The organism is Sphingomonas phoenicis, from assembly GCF_047238005.1.
Classification (GTDB): Bacteria; Pseudomonadota; Alphaproteobacteria; order Sphingomonadales; family Sphingomonadaceae; genus Sphingomonas.
In genome coordinates this window covers 39,784-54,857 of record NZ_JBDFMC010000005.1, presented here as the reverse complement: position 1 = coordinate 54,857, position 15,074 = coordinate 39,784, and the positions used below count along the sequence as shown (strand labels likewise).

13 protein-coding genes are annotated in these 15,074 nt (G+C 66.6%); 1 reads left to right on the top strand and 12 read right to left on the bottom strand.

From position 1 onward, the window contains the following. Nucleotide 1 precedes the first annotated feature (1 nt). From ABC319_RS19065 to ABC319_RS19025, 9 genes are all read right to left on the bottom strand, one after another. The gene (locus ABC319_RS19065) at nucleotides 2–646 is read right to left on the bottom strand and encodes a hypothetical protein (protein ID WP_413071843.1); all 645 of its coding nucleotides are present in this window, start codon (nucleotides 644–646) and stop codon (nucleotides 2–4) included. Nucleotides 647–711: 65 nt separating this feature from the next. Then, entirely contained in the window at nucleotides 712–909 is a 198-nt protein-coding gene (locus ABC319_RS19060; protein WP_413071842.1) for a hypothetical protein, read from the bottom strand. Continuing rightward, a complete protein-coding gene (locus ABC319_RS19055; RefSeq protein WP_413071841.1) occupies nucleotides 906–1,382 on the bottom strand; it encodes a hypothetical protein in 477 nt (158 codons plus the stop codon). Before ABC319_RS19055 ends, ABC319_RS19060 begins: the two co-directional genes overlap by 4 nt. Before the next feature lie 36 nt (nucleotides 1,383–1,418). After that, on the bottom strand, nucleotides 1,419–2,381 hold the full coding sequence (locus ABC319_RS19050) for an ArdC family protein (RefSeq protein ID WP_413071840.1): 963 nt from the start codon (nucleotides 2,379–2,381) through the stop codon (nucleotides 1,419–1,421). A gap of 102 nt (nucleotides 2,382–2,483) precedes the next feature. Beyond that, the gene (locus ABC319_RS19045; RefSeq protein ID WP_413071839.1) at nucleotides 2,484–4,538 is read right to left on the bottom strand and encodes a ParB/RepB/Spo0J family partition protein; all 2,055 of its coding nucleotides are present in this window, start codon (nucleotides 4,536–4,538) and stop codon (nucleotides 2,484–2,486) included. Nucleotides 4,539–4,632: 94 nt separating this feature from the next. Then, nucleotides 4,633–8,874, bottom strand: coding sequence for a strawberry notch-like NTP hydrolase domain-containing protein (locus ABC319_RS19040; RefSeq protein ID WP_413071838.1), 4,242 nt, complete (start codon nucleotides 8,872–8,874; stop codon nucleotides 4,633–4,635). 34 nt (nucleotides 8,875–8,908) lie between these two features. Beyond that, a complete protein-coding gene (locus tag ABC319_RS19035; protein ID WP_413071837.1) occupies nucleotides 8,909–9,739 on the bottom strand; it encodes a DUF7146 domain-containing protein in 831 nt (276 codons plus the stop codon). A 193-nt stretch (nucleotides 9,740–9,932) separates the two neighbouring features. Then, the gene (locus ABC319_RS19030; protein ID WP_413071836.1) at nucleotides 9,933–10,250 is read right to left on the bottom strand and encodes a hypothetical protein; all 318 of its coding nucleotides are present in this window, start codon (nucleotides 10,248–10,250) and stop codon (nucleotides 9,933–9,935) included. Then, complete coding sequence (locus ABC319_RS19025) at nucleotides 10,247–10,924, bottom strand: ParA family protein (RefSeq protein ID WP_413071835.1); 678 nt, start codon at nucleotides 10,922–10,924, stop codon at nucleotides 10,247–10,249. The genes ABC319_RS19030 and ABC319_RS19025 overlap by 4 nt, the downstream gene beginning before the upstream one ends. Before the next feature lie 272 nt (nucleotides 10,925–11,196). On the opposite strand from ABC319_RS19025, the gene ABC319_RS19020 reads away from it, so the two are divergent. Further along, entirely contained in the window at nucleotides 11,197–12,075 is an 879-nt protein-coding gene (locus tag ABC319_RS19020; protein ID WP_413071948.1) for a lytic transglycosylase domain-containing protein, read from the top strand. Here the strand turns inward: ABC319_RS19020 and ABC319_RS19015 are convergent. The 3 genes from ABC319_RS19015 to repC all read right to left on the bottom strand — a co-directional run bounded on the left by ABC319_RS19015 (nucleotide 12,042) and on the right by repC (nucleotide 14,838). Next, nucleotides 12,042–12,317, bottom strand: a complete 276-nt coding sequence (locus ABC319_RS19015) for a hypothetical protein (RefSeq protein WP_413071834.1) — start codon at nucleotides 12,315–12,317, stop codon at nucleotides 12,042–12,044. The genes ABC319_RS19020 and ABC319_RS19015 overlap by 34 nt on opposite strands. A 91-nt stretch (nucleotides 12,318–12,408) precedes the next feature. Then, nucleotides 12,409–13,302 (bottom strand): replication initiator protein A, encoded by an 894-nt coding sequence (locus ABC319_RS19010; protein WP_413071833.1) that lies wholly within the window; start codon nucleotides 13,300–13,302, stop codon nucleotides 12,409–12,411. Between the two features lie 183 nt (nucleotides 13,303–13,485). Beyond that, nucleotides 13,486–14,838 carry a plasmid replication protein RepC gene (gene repC, locus ABC319_RS19005; protein WP_413071832.1) on the bottom strand — a complete coding sequence of 451 codons (1,353 nt, stop codon included), beginning with the start codon at nucleotides 14,836–14,838 and terminating at the stop codon, nucleotides 13,486–13,488. Nucleotides 14,839–15,074 lie beyond the last annotated feature (236 nt).

Sequence of the window (15,074 nt, the reverse complement as noted above, 5' to 3'; positions counted from 1 at the left end):
ATCAGCCGACCAGGGCGATGGGCTGGGTGGTGGCCGGGGCCAAGCGAAGCTCGCGCCGGAGCCGCTCGGCGAAGCGCTCGGCGTTGAGCAGCTCCCGAATGGCGGCGAAGCGCCGGCGGTCGCCCAGATGGTCGTGCTGACCGCGGACGCGGCGGAACGTCACCTCATACTCGGGCCCGAGCGCGCCGAGCGACAGCTGGACCCAGACCTCCTCGCCATGGAGCGTGATCTCGCCCGACACGGACGGGCCGGATCGGTTGGACCGGATGGTGTAGCTGCCGTCCGCCAGCGCCAGGGCGGCGGCTAGGTTGCGCATCGCCTTGCGACCATCGGCGTGGAAGAGGTCCTTGGCAGCGGCATCGTACGCGACGCCCCGGATTGCGAGCGTCAACAGCGCGGGGAAACGCTGCAGCTCGTTGATGCTCTCCATGCACCGTCGCCGCATGATGGCCTCGACAGGCCGGTCCTGGGTGACCGTGCCGAGGTGCCGCGCCAAGAGGACGACCGCGGCGTCGCTCTCGTGATCGACGCCGGCGTTGCGGCAGTCGTCGATCGCACGCGTCAGGGCGTGGAGGCCGGCAGTGATGGTGGTCAGCGCGCTGGGATCGAGCGCCTGCTGATGGCGGAAGGCGACGTCGTAGGGCATGGCGGTCTCCGGGTCCTGAGCGCCTGTCGCGCCCACAATCCCGCCTCCCCCTCCCCTTCGCCCGGTCAGAGCATCAGGCCGGCCGGGTCCGACGATCGTTCCGCTGCGGCGAAGCCTCTTTCCCAGGCGGCCGCGAGCCGGCTGCCACGTCGGTAGCAGCAGCCGGGGTTGCCAAAGACAAAGCACCGCCAGCCCGACTTCTCGGCTTCCCACAAGGGATCGAGCGGCGCGGGCGCGAGCAGATCCAGGAGATCGAGCCTCATGACGACGCCTGGTCGGCTTGCGCGATCATCAGGTCGATCGCCTCCTCGAGCGCCTGTTCGTCGCCGTTGACGACGCGGAGCCCGGGACGCTGCCGGCGGGCAGCGGCGGCAACGACGGACGGGTCCCGGCCCTTCAAGGAATAGCTGTAGACCTTGCCGTCATCGATCGCGACGAGTTGCGTCCTGAAGGCCCGGCGGAGGCGCTTGGCTTCCTCGATCCTCCCGATCAGCGCGGCGACCTCGAACTCGAGCGTGTGATCGAGCACGGTGTCGCCGATACGGGTGGACGCCCGGTTCGCGGCGAGCCATGCGTCGACGGAGCGTTCGGTGATGGTGCCGACCTGATGGAAGTCGTCCGCGGCGCCGTGACCACGGTTGGACGCGAGGAACGCCTTTGCACCATCGATCCAGACCTCGGCGGTGTAGGAGGTCGTCTCCTCGGAGAGCGCGGTGACGACCTTCAGCTTCTTCAACTCGATGCGCATGGCTGCGGCTCCTGCGAGGATGGGTCATGCTGCGAGCGCTTCGGGCTCGCGCCAATCGGTCGCTGCCTCCTCAGCGGAGGCCGGGCTGGCGGGCCGCGCGAGATCCCTCAGGTAGGCGAAGGCCTGCTCCGCCTTGGAGGCGGCCTTGATGATCGCGCTCGAGTCCGACTTCAGGATCTTGAGCCAGTGATCGATATAGCTCGCGTGGTTATCGTGGAGGTCGCCCGGCAGCCCGAGCTCGGCACAGACGAGGCACTGGCCGATCGAGGCCACCAACTCCTCGAACGCGTAGGCGCTGTCCCCGAAGCGCTTGCCGAACTCGCGCCCCAGCCGGTTTGCGGCTCCTGACCAGTGGGTGTATTCGTGCCCGAGCGTGCTGGCGTAATGGTCGTCGGAGCGGAACGCGCCACGCTTGGGCATCTGGATGTAATCGCCGATCGGCGAGAAGTAGGCCTGGTCGCCGCCATGCCGGACGTTGCCCGGCAAGGCGTCGAAGAACGCATCGATCGCGGCGCGATGCTCGGACTCCACGCGCGGCGCGGGCGGTGCGGGGACGGGATAGTAATAGCTCGGCAGGCCGTCGATCTGGTCGACGTTGAAGACGATGTACGAGCGCAGGAAGCGGATGTTCTTTGTCGCTTCGGCGCCGGTGACGCGGTCCGTCTCCGTCTTCGAGAAGCTGGAGAAGTACACGCTCAGCGAGCCCCGCTCGCCGCGCCGGACCTGGCCGCCCAGCTCCTCGGCCTGACGATAGGTCATCCAGGTACGGCTGTCATAACCGCGGGCGTCGCCGATTGCCCAGAGGTAGAGGGTGTTGATCCCGGTGTAGGGCGTGCCGCAATGGCGCAGCGGACGGCCTCCTGCGCCCGTCAGGCCCCACGGCCGGGACCAGGGCAGGACGCCCGTTTCGAGCTTCTCGATGATTAGGTTCGTGATCTCTGCGGCGACGTCGCGCCGCGGCGCGTCGGATTTGCGACGGTAGGTCATGTCGGATGCTCCCCAAGAGGCGCGGCAAGACGCCTGCGAAGAAGAAGGCGGCCGCCGGATCGGGACGGCCGCCAGTTTGCCCGGGAGGGGGTTAGGCGGGGGCTACTCGGCGGCGACCAGGTCGGTGTCGTCGTTCACGCCGTCCAGGCCGGCGCCATCGTCCGCGGGCAGCTGCTCGCCGCCCGGGCCGCCATCGCCGTCGAGATCGGCGTCGTCGTCGGCGGGGTCGGTCTCCTCGACCAGATCGACCGATCCGACCGCGTCGAAGCGCATGGCGTCGGGCACCCAGGCGAGCGCCGCCTCCTTGGTTTCCGCCTCGGTGATCGCCTCGCCGGCGAACAACCGCTCGCAGCTCGTCTCGATGTCGCCCTTCTTGGACCCGATGTAGCGGGCGGCGAGCGTGGCACCCCCCACCTCGGTGAGCGTGGCGAGGCAGGTGCCCTTGCTGACCCGGTTGAAGAAGTTCTTCACATTGGGCCGCCACCACTTGGCGACGTCGATCTCCAGGATCGACGCGAGACGGGCATGCAGCGGGTTGGTCGTGACCGCGCCGTAATCCTGCTTCGCCTCGAGCGAGTCCGCGACGACCATCGCCAGCCAGGCGGCCTTGGCGTCGTCGTCGAGCGCCCGGAACGCCTCGAACCGGTCGACCGCCTCCTTGGCCTCGGACCAGCTCGTGTCGAGCGCCTCACGCGCTTCGGCGACGGCCAGCTTCGCCTGGGTGGGAGCGAAGTCGGGCGGCATCTGCGGGTCGTTGGGCCGACCGGCCGTGAGCGTGGTTCCGGACCGACCGTAGTTGCGGGAGCGGTCGACCATCGCGAACAGGGCATAGTCGAGCGCCAGTCCGGGGTCGGCCAGGATCGAGGCGGCGAGGATGTCGCGGCGCTGGACCGCCAGCTCGTCGTGGAGCTTCGCGCTCAGCTTCTTGCCGCCCGGCGCAACCGCCTCGGGCGGGAGCGAGCCGGTTTCGCGCGTGGCGCCGGTCGCCTTCGGCTCGGTCGTGTCGCCGGGTGCCCGCAACGGCGTCTCGCTGAAGTAGGAAGTCTCCAGCACGAGTTTGCCGGCGCGGTCGAGCATCAGGAACGTCCCGACCTGTCCCTTGATCTCGTCGGGCAGCACTGGCGCCTTGCCGTGGATGCCCTCATACTCCGCCTGCAGGGCCTCGTACTCGGTCTCCAAGGTGGCGTAGGTCTCCTCGTCCGAGCCCTCGATCTCCTCAGAGATGATCTCCATGCGGGCGGCGATCTCCTCCGACCGGGTCTCCTCCGCCTCGGTGAGCGGCGCCGGCTCGAGCGGAACGCGGTGGAGGTCCGCGGTGGCGCCGTAGAGGTTGGTGGTCGCGATCGGCCGGATCCAGGCCAGTCCCTGCTCCTCGCCAAGGCGCTTCGCTTCGGCTTCCATGATCGTCGCGGCGAGCGACTGGGCGAGTTCGGGGTCCGACCAGCGGTCGCCGTCCTCGCTGAACAGTTCGCGCTCCACGCGGCCGCCAGCGGCGGCGTACGCATCCTCCCCGACCAGGATGGCGACCGGGTCGGTCGCCTTCATGGTGTCGTTTGCGATCGCGCGGCGGATCTGGTCGGCGTTGATGTAGGAGTGCTGGCCGTATTGAGCGAACACGCGTTCCTGCTTGGCCTGGTCCTCGGTGGAGCCATAGGCCTTCGCCATGTCGAGCGTGATGTCGCCGTTGGCGAGGGCCTCGAACACCGGGGCCGCCAGCTTCGCGAGCCGCAGGCGTCCCTCGATGAAGCGCCGGGTCTGACCGAACCGTTTGGCCACGGCATCGATGTCGCCGTCGGACCGCAGGAAGTGTTCGAACGCGCGGCATTCCTCGGCGGGGGTCATCGCCTCGCGCTGGAAGTTCTCGGTCAGCGAGAGCTCGCGCAGCTCGGCCTCGTTGCCGGTGACGATCTTGACCGGCACGTCGTAGTCGGCGGCGACGATTTCGCCGAGTTCGGCCCGCATCATCGCGCCGAGGTAGCGGCGATCGCCGGCGATTACCTCGAACATGCCGCGCGGCTTGCACGGCGTGATCAGCAGGTTCTGGATGATGCCGCGCGCGCGCTGGCTGGCGGCCATCGCCTCGATGTTCTTGGGCGGCGTGGTACGGGCGTTCTTCTCGGAGCGCTTCAGCTTCGAGAGTTTGACGGTCTGGGTCATTGCCAGTCTCCTGAGCGTGGAAGATGCTCGGCGAAGTCCCTCACCAAGCACCCTCCCCGCTCCCCCTCTCCTTCCCGCTCCGGTCCTGACGGCCTCAGCCGTCGTGTTGCGCCGTCAGGCGGCCGATCACCTCGGTTGCGCCCTCGTTGGGGATGAAGACGCGCGTCTTGTAGGAGATGATCTCCGTGTAGCAGCCGATCGACTTCAGCCAGGGCAGCTGCGCCACGGGCGCGCCGACCAGTTCGATGCGCGGCTTGCCGTTGACCCGCGCGCGCTTCACCTCGCAGGCGAACGGGCGCTTGAGGACGATCGAACCCCCGCCCAGCGCCGCCTGGGCGATCTCGTCGGGCTCGAGCACTTGGGGTTCGTCGAGGCCGAGCTTGCTGAAGAGCGTGTGGATGTCGCGCGGGAAAACCATGCGGCCAAGCCAGGAACGCCCTTCCCCATCGACGATGCGGTTGACGACAAGGTGATCGCTCGGAAGCGCGGACCAGATCGGCAGCAGAAGCCCCGTGGCGAGGCGGATCGTCTCCGTGTCGACCTTGGTCCGCGCTTCCTCGACCTCGGCTTCCCAGGCGGCCGTGAACACCTCGGGCGGGCACTCCTCCCACGCGGTCTCGTAGAGATCATCGAGGGCGAGGTATTCGCGCCGTGTCGGGCGCATCAGCTCGATGCGGAGCACCGCGACGCCGTCCTCGGTCATCCCGGACCTCGCGGCGGTCCGCAGCGCCACCTTGTCGGATCGGCTGTTGCGCATGAAGGTCGCCGTGCCGTCGCTGTCGGCGATGCGGAGAGCCCGGTCGAGCGGCACAGGCTGCCGGCGACGGGCGACCTCGATCGTGAGAAGGTGCGACGTCGCGCCGCTGATCGGATCGGTCCGCAGCACGGTGTCGTCGAGGACGGTCGCGGTGTCGACCGCCATGGTCTCGACCCCGACATCGAGTGTACCGGCCTCGCGCGCGGCCGCGACCCGCGTTTCGACCAGCGCGAGGAACTCGTCGAAGATCAGATTCTGCAGCCCGATTGGCAGGGCGAGGAGGCGGTTGAGCCAACGCTGGATCGGCGGGAGCTCCTCCTTCAGGACGCCGTCCTTGTCGAGGAGTTCCAGGCCGGTGCGATGCTGGAAGTCGACCAGGTTGGTGCTCGTCAGCTTGCCCGCTTTGAGCAGGTGATACCAGCTGATCAGCGCCGCCTTGGCATATTCCGATTCGAGATTGTCGGCCGGGTCGAAAAGGTTCTGGCCCCCCGTCTGCCTCTGACCCCGGGTGAGAGCCCCAAGGCTGTCGAGCCGGCGCGCGATCGTCGACGTGAAGCGCAGCTCCCCCTTGCAGTCCGTGGTGACCGGCCGGAACAGCGGCGAGCAGGCCTGGTGGGTGCGGTGGGTGCGTCCGAGCCCCTGAATCGCACGATCGGCGCGCCAGCCAGGTTCCAGGAGGAGGTGGACACGCTGCTCCTGGTTCTTGGCCGCGAGGCTGGCATGGTACGAGCGCCCGGTGCCGCCCGCGTCGCTGAAGACGAGGATGCGCTTGGTACCTTCCATGAAGGCTGCGGCGTCCGCCTGGGTCGCTCGCGCGGAGCGGCTCTCCAGTTTCTGGGTGCCGCTTGCCGTGCCGACAAGGCGCTTGGTCCGTCCGGTCACCTCCGCGACATTGTCATGGCCGAAATGTTCGAGGATGCCGTCGAGGACGGCCGCGATCGGCGGGAGCGCGCAAAGCTGCTCGATCAGCGCGTCGCGCGCAGCCTCGGCCTCCGGGTTGGTGACCGGGGTGCCGCGCTCGTCGAACATGGGTCGGCTTCGGGTCTCGCCGGTGTCGTCTCGGTAAGGTGTCATCTGCTGGACCGGGAATGCGCGCTGCAGGTAGTCGATGACTGCCTCGCGCGGGGAGAGGTCGAGATCCAGCTCGGCCCGTTCATCGGGTGAAAGCTCTCCCAGCCGACGATCGAGGATCGCCTCGGCGGTGCTGACCAGCTGGAGCACGACCGACTGCCCGGCCTCCAGATGCTGGCGGACGGCGGCGAGGACCGTCGGGAGCTTGCACGACAGGAGGAGCGCACCGAAGAAGCGCTGCTTGCAGCTCTCGAAGCGGGACCGCGCAGCGGCCTTGGCACCCGAGTTCAGCGTCTCGCCTTCCACCGCGTCGACGACGCCGGTGAGTTCGAGCGCCGTCTCCATGTTGCGGTGGATGATTCCCCAGGCGTCTGCGTAGGTATCGTACACCTCGATCTGCTCGGGCGAGAGTTCATGCCGGAGGATGTCGTACTCGACGCCGGCAAAACTCAGCGCTCGCGCTGTGTAGAGACCGGTCGCCTTGAGATCGCGCGCGACGAGCTCCATCGCGGCGATGCCACCCTGTCGGATCTCGGTGATGAACGCCTCGCGGTTGGCGAACGCAGTGTCGGGACCCCACAGGCCCAACCTCACCGCATAGGCGAGGTTGTTGACTTCGGAGGCTCCGGTCGCGGACGCGTAGAGCACGCGCGCGCCGGGCAGGCGGTTCTGGAGCAGAACGCCGGCGATGCCCTGCTGGGAGCCCTTCTTGGCGATCATGCTGCCCTCGCCCCCCGCGACGCCGCCCATCTCGTGGGCCTCGTCCCAGGCGATCACGCCCTCGAAGTCCTCCCCTGCCCAGGTGAGGATCTGCTCGAGGCGGCTCGCGTCGCCCCGGGACGAGCGCAGCGTAGGATAAGTAACGAACAGAACGCCTTCGGACATGCTGATCGGTTCGTCGATCTTCCAGCGCGAGAGCGGCTGCACGTCGGCGGCGAGCCCGCCAAGAGCGGTCCAGTCGCGAACGGCATCAGCGTGGAGCGCCTCGTTTTTCGAGACCCAGATCGCGCGTCGACGGCCGGCGAGCCAGTTGTCGAGGATCACGGCCGCAATCTGGCGCCCCTTCCCTGCTCCCGTCCCGTCGCCTAGGAAAAAGCCCTTGCGATACTGGCTGCCGTTCTCGTCGATGATGAGGCCGACGCCCTCCGGGTCTGCCCGGAACCGGCCGGGGATGACCTGGGTCCACGCGTGACCCGCATAGACGACCGTCTCCAGCTGCGAGGAGGACAGCAGGCGCTCGGTGACGGTGCGCTCGGGCAGCGACGGGACGTGGCTGGGGATCGGAGCCGGGATCGACCCCATCGCGACCGACTCGACCAGGGCCGTCGGATGCTCGCCGGCGGTGTCGAAGACGATGCGGCTCGGCCGGTAGGGCAGGTAGACGCCGGTCTGCTCCGCGAGTGGCGCCGGGGTCTCAAGGACCTGATAGGTGACCGGCGCCACCTCGTTCCGGGTAGGCGCGCGGAACAGGCGCGGCGCAGAGGCCGGTTTCGACCGGACGCTTCGGAAGAGCGACACACTGCCGCCGCGTGTCACCGGCGCCTTGTCGATCAGCGGGGCCAGTGTCAGGCGCTCAGGCACGTCGAGCGCGGGCAGCAGCTCGGCGACGGTGCCCCGCTGCAGCGTTACGCTGGTCCCCTTCCCGACGGCCTTGTCGAGCACGTAGAGCCGTACGGCGACGCCCGTGCCGTGCTTGCCGTAAGCGTCGGTCAGGCGGATCGACGTCCTGATCGAGACCTGGTCCAGGGTCGCCGCCCAGATCTCACCCATCCGAGCCGAGTTACTGAACCAGTCCGGCATGATCGCCACCACGCGTCCGTTCGGCCGGACGCGCTTGATCGCGGCCTGAAGGTGGCGCACCGCGGCGAGCGCGTCGAGGCCGCGCCCGATCGACCGGGAGAACGGCGGGTTCATGACGATCAGGCTGGGGCGCGGGAGCGAGGCCATGATGCTCGCGACCGCGGCGCCGTCGTGGCCGGACACCGGTGCATCGGGGAAGGTCGCCAGCAGGCGAGCCCGTCGTGCGGGATCGATTTCGTTCAGCTGCAAGGCGGCCAAAGGGCCGAGCTGCGCGACGAGGAGGCCATTGCCAGCGCTGGGCTCAAGGACGACGTCGTCGGGCGTGGCGGCCGCAAGCATGAGGGCCACGGCGGCAAGGTCGAGCGGCGTTGAGAACTGCTGCCACTCTATCTGCTCCTCGCTTCTGACCGTCTGCGTCGGCAACCGGTCGAGCAAATCAATCGCCTGCAGCACGTCCTGCTTTGCAATCTGCTGGCGCATTGTACTGCAGTTGCGCATGGCAAGCGCAAGGGCATGCTCCAGCACTTCGAAGCTCTCGCGCTGGGTCCAACGGTCGTCGGCGTCCGAACCGCCATAGGCGCTGGTCATCGCCTCGTTGAGCATCGCCCGCGTGATCTTCGCTTCGCCGAGGACGGCGGGGACGAGAAAGCGGGCGGCGGTCGTGCAACAGGACGCGCGATCGCGCGCGGCGTCGAACAGGTCGCTCATGGGGGTCTCCTGGGTTGTGGCTGCCCGTCGCAGCTCACCGACCAGCTCCCCCTCCCCTCCATGCTCCGGTCTCGACCTCCGCCCAGTCGGCGAACTGGCCGGGTGGCGGCATGCGCCGCATTTCCAAGCCGCGAGGGCGATAGGCAGCCCACGCCTTGCGGCAGGCTCGGCGCCCTTCAGGGTCGTTGTCCTCGGCGAAGATCAGGAACCGCACCGATGGCGGGATATGAACCCGGTCGAGCCTCGCCGCGCCGAGCGTGGCCCAGCACGGGATGCCGTTGAGTTCGGTGAAGCGAGCTGCCGTTTCGAAGCCCTCCGCCAGCGCCAGCGTGTCGGTGATCGGTCGTCCCTGCCAGCTCGCACCATGAGGCGTTCCTAACATGACCTTGTCGATGTAGCCGCCATTCTCCAGGTCGAGGAAGACGCGCTGGATCGCGCGGAGCGCACGCGCCTCGCGCGCGGCGACGAGCAGCGCCGGAAGGAACCGGGTCAGTGGCTTCGGACCGCGCGGACATCGCGGATGAAAGCGAAGGTCGTCGAACGGCGCCACGATGCCTCGATGCAAGAGGTAGGCTTCGGCCGGCGTACCGTTGACCGGCACCGCCTCGGTCCAGATTCGCTCGACATTGGGCTGGCGTGCTGGGCGTGATGGCGCGGGGACAAGGTAACGCTTTCCTGGCCGCAGGCGCGAGATCTCTCGCAGAATGTCGCCGGGATCGCACCCGGCGAAGCAATGAACAAGAATCCCGTCATGTCCCTGTCGGATCGACAGGCTCGGCGTCTTGTCCGCGTGGGCCGGGCACGGGCACATGGCGTGGTAGCCCCGCCAGGTGCCGCCCAATGTGCCGACGATGTCGACAACCAATTGGGTAGGCTTCAGTGCGACTAAGGGCATCGTGCATCCTTTCTCACGATGCACCCGCCCCCTTCCCTTTCCTTTCGGGCATTTGGGATGAAAATGACAAACGTAAAAAAGCGCGGAAGTCCTGCGCTGTGCAAAGCACGATACAAGTGCACTGCGCTTTCGCCTTGCATCTGACTTGCGCTTGTTAAGGCTCTCAGTCCTTAGGGCGCGTGGCCAGGTCCAGCAGGCGATCGAACGCGTCCGACTGGGACAATTGCTCGCGGTCGCAGAACTCGTCGAACCGAGCGAAGGTCGATGGCTTGATCCGCATGGTGAGCGTCTTGCTCTTGGTCTCGCGCGCTCGGCGACGCCGAGGGCCTGACGCGGCCTGGTAGTCGTCGGGGAGGCTCATCGGGGCGCCCGGCCGCGCCGAAGGCGTGGCGCGAATATCCGACAGGTCGAGATCGCTTGGAGCAGGGGACCTGTCCGTCCTCGCGAACTTCTTCGGCCCGGGTGCGGAGGTCTCGCTCATGCCCGTGATGCTCCCTTGATGATGGCGACAATCTCACGAAGCAAGGATTGCACCTGCTGACGCGCGCGCTCGGTGCGTGAGAGGCCGTGGGCGTCGAGCTCCTCGAGCGTCATCCGGTAGAGGAACATGGCCTTGTAGGCGTCACCCTGGAAAAGCTCAGAGGAGAACACCTCCACCGCCTCGCGGGTCTGGTCCATGATCTCGCGATCGGCGCGTGACATGATCGCCGCGCTGCGCTGGGTGAAGACGACGCGGTGGGGCAGGGGCCTTCGGCGTGCGCTCTCGATGAACTCCATCTGGTCCAGAAACTCGATCGAGCGTTCGAGGTCCGCGGCCGAGGCGCGCTGGGGAATGACGAGCAGGTCTGCCTGTCGAGTCGCGTGGAGAATGGCCTCGTTCATGGCGCCCTTTACGTCCACGATAACGAACGGGTGCTCGCGCGAGGCTTCATAGACCGCGGTTTCCAGCTCCTTCTGGGACATGCGGTGGCCGTCCTCGACCACGATCCGATCCTTCAGCTTCCAATCCTCGTACCAGCGGTACAGCGAGTTCTGCTTGTCGGTGTCGATGATGTGGACCGTTTGCCCGGCCGATCGGATCTCCGAGGCGAGGGCGAGGGCAGTCGTCGACTTCCCGACGCCCCCTTTGATCGATCCAACAAGTATAACCGGCATGCTGTCCCCGCTCTGTACCGCTGAAGCGCAGGACATTGTGCTGCGCTTTGCACTTCAACCTGCACTGTATGGCGCAGCGTCCTTCGCTTGGCAATGCGCGTTACAAGCGGGTGGTAGCTGGAAAGCGACTGGCAATGCGCTTTGCACCGCGGTTGTACTGCAACTGTGTAAAAACTTTCCACGTTGTCAGGCAGCATAGCCTGTGGTCCGCTTGACGCGTGGTGGGGATCAAAAGCCTTTCGTCGACGTGTCTGGTCGGAGCTGCCTTGGCGGTGCTAGGCTGGTCGAGCGCGGACGCGCAGCAGGTCGAGCTCGTGCCGTTCCGAACATTCGACGATGGCGTGGTGATCGAGATAGGGAAGGGGGCTGCGCACCGAACCGCAAAGCCCTCGGTACAGGCCCGACCGGCAGTGTCGCCGGAAGCGCTTGCCATCGACTTCGCGGGCCTGGTGCCCGCGCCGAGCTTCGTGCCTGCGGTTGCGCCCCTACCCGCGCCAGTTGAGCGATCAGCGATCCCGGTCCCGCTCTGGATGCAGACGGGCAGGGCAAGTGCGGCGGGGATGGTCGCAGCGGCCGCGGTCGGGCCGTACCTCTACAGCCCCGCCGCTTGCTCGATCTCGCCCTACAGGCCCCGTGGCGATCTGCCGGCGTTCCTGGAGCAGCGTCGCGCACGCTACTATCCCCTGATTTCTGCGGTTGCCTGCGAAGCCGGGGTTCCCGTTGGCCTCTTCGATGCCCTGGTTGCGCAGGAAAGCCGGTACGACCCGCTCATCGTTTCTGCCAAAGGCGCGGTCGGCCTGACGCAGTTGATGCCGGGTACAGCGTCCCATCTAGGCGTCTTCGACTCCCGCGACCCGCTCCAGAACCTCCGGGGAGGCGCCCGCTATCTCCGCGAGCACCTGGACGAGTTCAAACGGGTCGATCTGGCGCTGGCCGCGTACAATGCCGGGCCGGGACGGGTGAGGCTGAACGGCCGTATCCCGCCGTTCCGCGAGACGATCGGCTACGTGTCGGCAATCACGCGGGGGTGGAGCGCGAGTGCTTTCCGCACTGCGACGATCCAGACTGCAGCGACGACGGTCAGGCCGCCCGTCTTCCGGGGCGTGCAGCTCCTCGCTTACACGTCGACGAGCGTGCCGAACCCGAGGTGATGGGCGTAGAGGGTCGCGATCGCGAGGATCGCGGGTGCTCCTTGAAGGTAGTTGAGCTGCCAGCGGACCCAGACCCGTGGCGCAGCGAGAACCTTGTCGAGCACGGTCGTCGTCGTGACGGTGCTGGCTCCCGTCCGATAGTCATGGATGGTCTTGATGATCGCAAACACGGCGCACATCGCCACAAGCAGGCCCACGGCGGCGTAGAGGGAGATCCAGGCGTCGAGAGTCGCTTGCCGCATACCCGATCCTTATCGTCGAGACCCTTTCGGATACTTAACGGGGAAGCGTCGAGTTTCGTTGCGACGGGACGCGGTAGGGGAGGGGAGGGGGCTACGCCTCGGCCGAAACCTGCGCGCCGATGGCGCGCTGACGCGGCCGCAGCCGGACCGTCGTGGTCACCGACTTGCGCCGGCGGCCGATCGTGTCGGTGTGCTCGCCGCTGACGGTCTCGAGTAGGTCGACGTCGTACTCGGGCAGTCGGTTCTCACCCTCGATCGTCTTGACGAGCTGCTTCAGGCGCTTCACCGGCCCCATCGAGCCGATCTTGCGGTGAAGTTCCTCAAGTTCGATCTCAATAGGCCCAGAACCGCAATAGCAGTGGGCAATTTCGTACATTCGTCGCTCGATCGCACCCAACCTAAAATAGTCGTGGTGGTAATGGTATATCCGCTGATCACGCTTTATCGCGCGGTATAGCCAGTTGCATGGTCGAACTCGCACGTATTTCAGCAGCTCGTCGCCGTTTGCCTTGCGTTCGTATTCGACTTGAGCTTCGGAAAGCCAGGAAAACCAGCCACGATCGATTTTCGAGCCGGTCTCGATATTCGTCTTGATCTGTGTGCCTTGAAGGCGCTCGAGCGCCTCAGCAAACCGCTTGTAGTCCCGCGTGGAGGGCCGCTCGACACCGGTGATACGGAAGAAGTCATGCGCCGTGAAGGTGACGTCCTCATCGGCAACCTGGCCATCAGCTATCGCTTGAGCCACCAACGAGGCGACGTAGAGTAGAATTTCCTTGTCCCACATCGTCGCAACGCCGGTCGCGCTGGGACGGATCTGGATCGTCACGTCGTCGTGACGATATTCGATTGGATCCATGTGCGCATTCTTCGACAGCGCGAAGAACGGATAATCCATGATGCTGCGCTCGCCCCGCACATTCCCGTGCAGCGGGCTGTCCATGTCGAACAGCGAGATTTGCCGCGGTAGGGCGGGGGGCTTCGCCATCATCGCTCCTTTCCGATAAGTCCGGCCATCATATCAGCTTCAGCCGGGTTATCATCCCCGACGCGACATAGGGTAACTGAAAGCACGAGGATTGATGGCGCTGGGGACGTCCGGCTACGATTTTCCCATCCGGGGCCGATGGGGCAGGGGAGGGGGCTCGTGCTTTCAGTTTCCGTATCTCCCTCATAGCAACCGCCCCGAGCGGGCGTTCCGTGCAAGGTTGAGCGCCGCGGCGGCGAGCTGGCCGACCGAGCGAGGCTCGGCCCCGGATGCGAGCGACCGCATGCCCTCTGACCTGGCGTTGTCTTTGAGGCCGTGAAAGGTTCGCCCGAGGTTGAGCAGACCCGATGCGGCGTGCCTGTTCATACCGCGCAGATAGGCACCGGGGCGATCGACATCTCCACGCATGTGCTTGTGGGCCGTGGCGAGCACCGAGGCGGCTGCCCCCTTCTGACCCATGAGGCGGCAGGCTTCGTGCCACACGTTTCGATGGATCGAGGCCTGGTCGACGAGCCGCTCGGCCGTACCGATCAGCGTTCCCCAGGTCGGCGGCTGGGTCCCGGGCAGCATGAATTCGGGAATGACCGAGGCGATGAAGCCCGGATCGACGCCGTGCTTCGCAAGGTCCGCCTCGACCTCCGTCTGGGGGTTAGGGTCCCGGACGTCGTACCGAGATCCACTACTCTTTTCCGGAAAGCCGCTACTGTAATCTGCTTTAGCAGTTTTAGGTTGGTTTGTAGTTGTAATGAGGGTGTCTTCAAGGTCGTCCGAGGGCGAATCTTTTTCCTGATTCTTGCTCGATTGGAGCCCGTCGAACACGCTGGTAACCGCCTTTTGCAGCTCCTCGGCGCGTGCCTCGATCTGCTCGACACAGGCGCCAAGGAGGGCCTCGTCCCGGACGGCTCGCATCTGGCGGGTAGCCAGCTGCGCGATCTCGACCGCGGTGCGCGCGTCGATTGACTCGATCATCTCGTCCTCGACAAGCTGGGCGAGGCTGCGGATGCGCCGGCGGGCAGCCGTCAGGCGCTTGCGAAGGACGTCGATCCGCTGGTCGGCGGCGGTGCCCTCGGCGGCGGCCTGGACGAACTCCTCGTAGCGCGCGCCCAATGGGCTGAGGTCTATTCCGTAGGCGTAGATCAGGCGGCCGTCCTTGCCGCGCGCGCCGATCCGGTTGCCGTTGGCGCTGTCCCGGTGGGTGAGCAGCCCGAACCGGGCCGCGCTGGTCAGCATTTTTTGAAGTTGCCGGACCCCGATGCCGAGCTTCTGGGTCAGCTTCTCGTTCGACGGAAAGACGATCGGGCGCTCACCGTCCATCCAGTCGACAGGCCGCGACCAGCTCATCAGCGTGTCAATCGCATGAACGAGGCGAGGGGGGATGCCGAGATATGGGGCCGCGCGCTTGAACATGGTGAGGACCTGCCTGTGGCTCACCTCCTCTGGGAGACCGGCGAAGGCCTGCGCAAGCTGGTTGGTGGCGGCGGTTCGCTCGTCGATCCGGCGGTGGCCGGCGCCAGGAGCATAGGCATAGGACATCATTCGGAAAATCCCCTTTGGGACTCCGTGCGGACGCAGACATCCGTGGCGCGTATCGCGCTTTTCTCTTGCTGCGTTTGCGGAGCTCGGCTAGGGAATCGCTGCTACACGGCCTCTCCGAGGTTCCGAAAAGCCCGGCCTAGTGCCGGGTTTTTCTATTTTGCACGGCGTCCCCTGTTCTTGGTTTCTCGCGGTCGATCGACGGCGAGGTCGCGCGCACCGGGAATCCCCGACTTGGC

What these genes read in the sequence shown, in the direction of transcription:
- ABC319_RS19065 (WP_413071843.1), bottom strand. Translation starts at nt 646, where the DNA reads ATGCCCTACGACGTCGCCTTCCGCCATCAGCAGGCGCTCGATCCCAGC.
- ABC319_RS19060 (WP_413071842.1), bottom strand. Translation starts at nt 909, where the DNA reads ATGAGGCTCGATCTCCTGGATCTGCTCGCGCCCGCGCCGCTCGATCCC.
- ABC319_RS19050 (WP_413071840.1), bottom strand. Translation starts at nt 2,381, where the DNA reads ATGACCTACCGTCGCAAATCCGACGCGCCGCGGCGCGACGTCGCCGCA.
- ABC319_RS19045 (WP_413071839.1), bottom strand. Translation starts at nt 4,538, where the DNA reads ATGACCCAGACCGTCAAACTCTCGAAGCTGAAGCGCTCCGAGAAGAAC.
- ABC319_RS19040 (WP_413071838.1), bottom strand. Translation starts at nt 8,874, where the DNA reads ATGAGCGACCTGTTCGACGCCGCGCGCGATCGCGCGTCCTGTTGCACG.
- ABC319_RS19030 (WP_413071836.1), bottom strand. Translation starts at nt 10,250, where the DNA reads ATGAGCGAGACCTCCGCACCCGGGCCGAAGAAGTTCGCGAGGACGGAC.
- ABC319_RS19025 (WP_413071835.1), bottom strand. Translation starts at nt 10,924, where the DNA reads ATGCCGGTTATACTTGTTGGATCGATCAAAGGGGGCGTCGGGAAGTCG.
- ABC319_RS19015 (WP_413071834.1), bottom strand. Translation starts at nt 12,317, where the DNA reads ATGCGGCAAGCGACTCTCGACGCCTGGATCTCCCTCTACGCCGCCGTG.
- ABC319_RS19010 (WP_413071833.1), bottom strand. Translation starts at nt 13,302, where the DNA reads ATGGCGAAGCCCCCCGCCCTACCGCGGCAAATCTCGCTGTTCGACATG.
- repC (WP_413071832.1), bottom strand. Translation starts at nt 14,838, where the DNA reads ATGATGTCCTATGCCTATGCTCCTGGCGCCGGCCACCGCCGGATCGAC.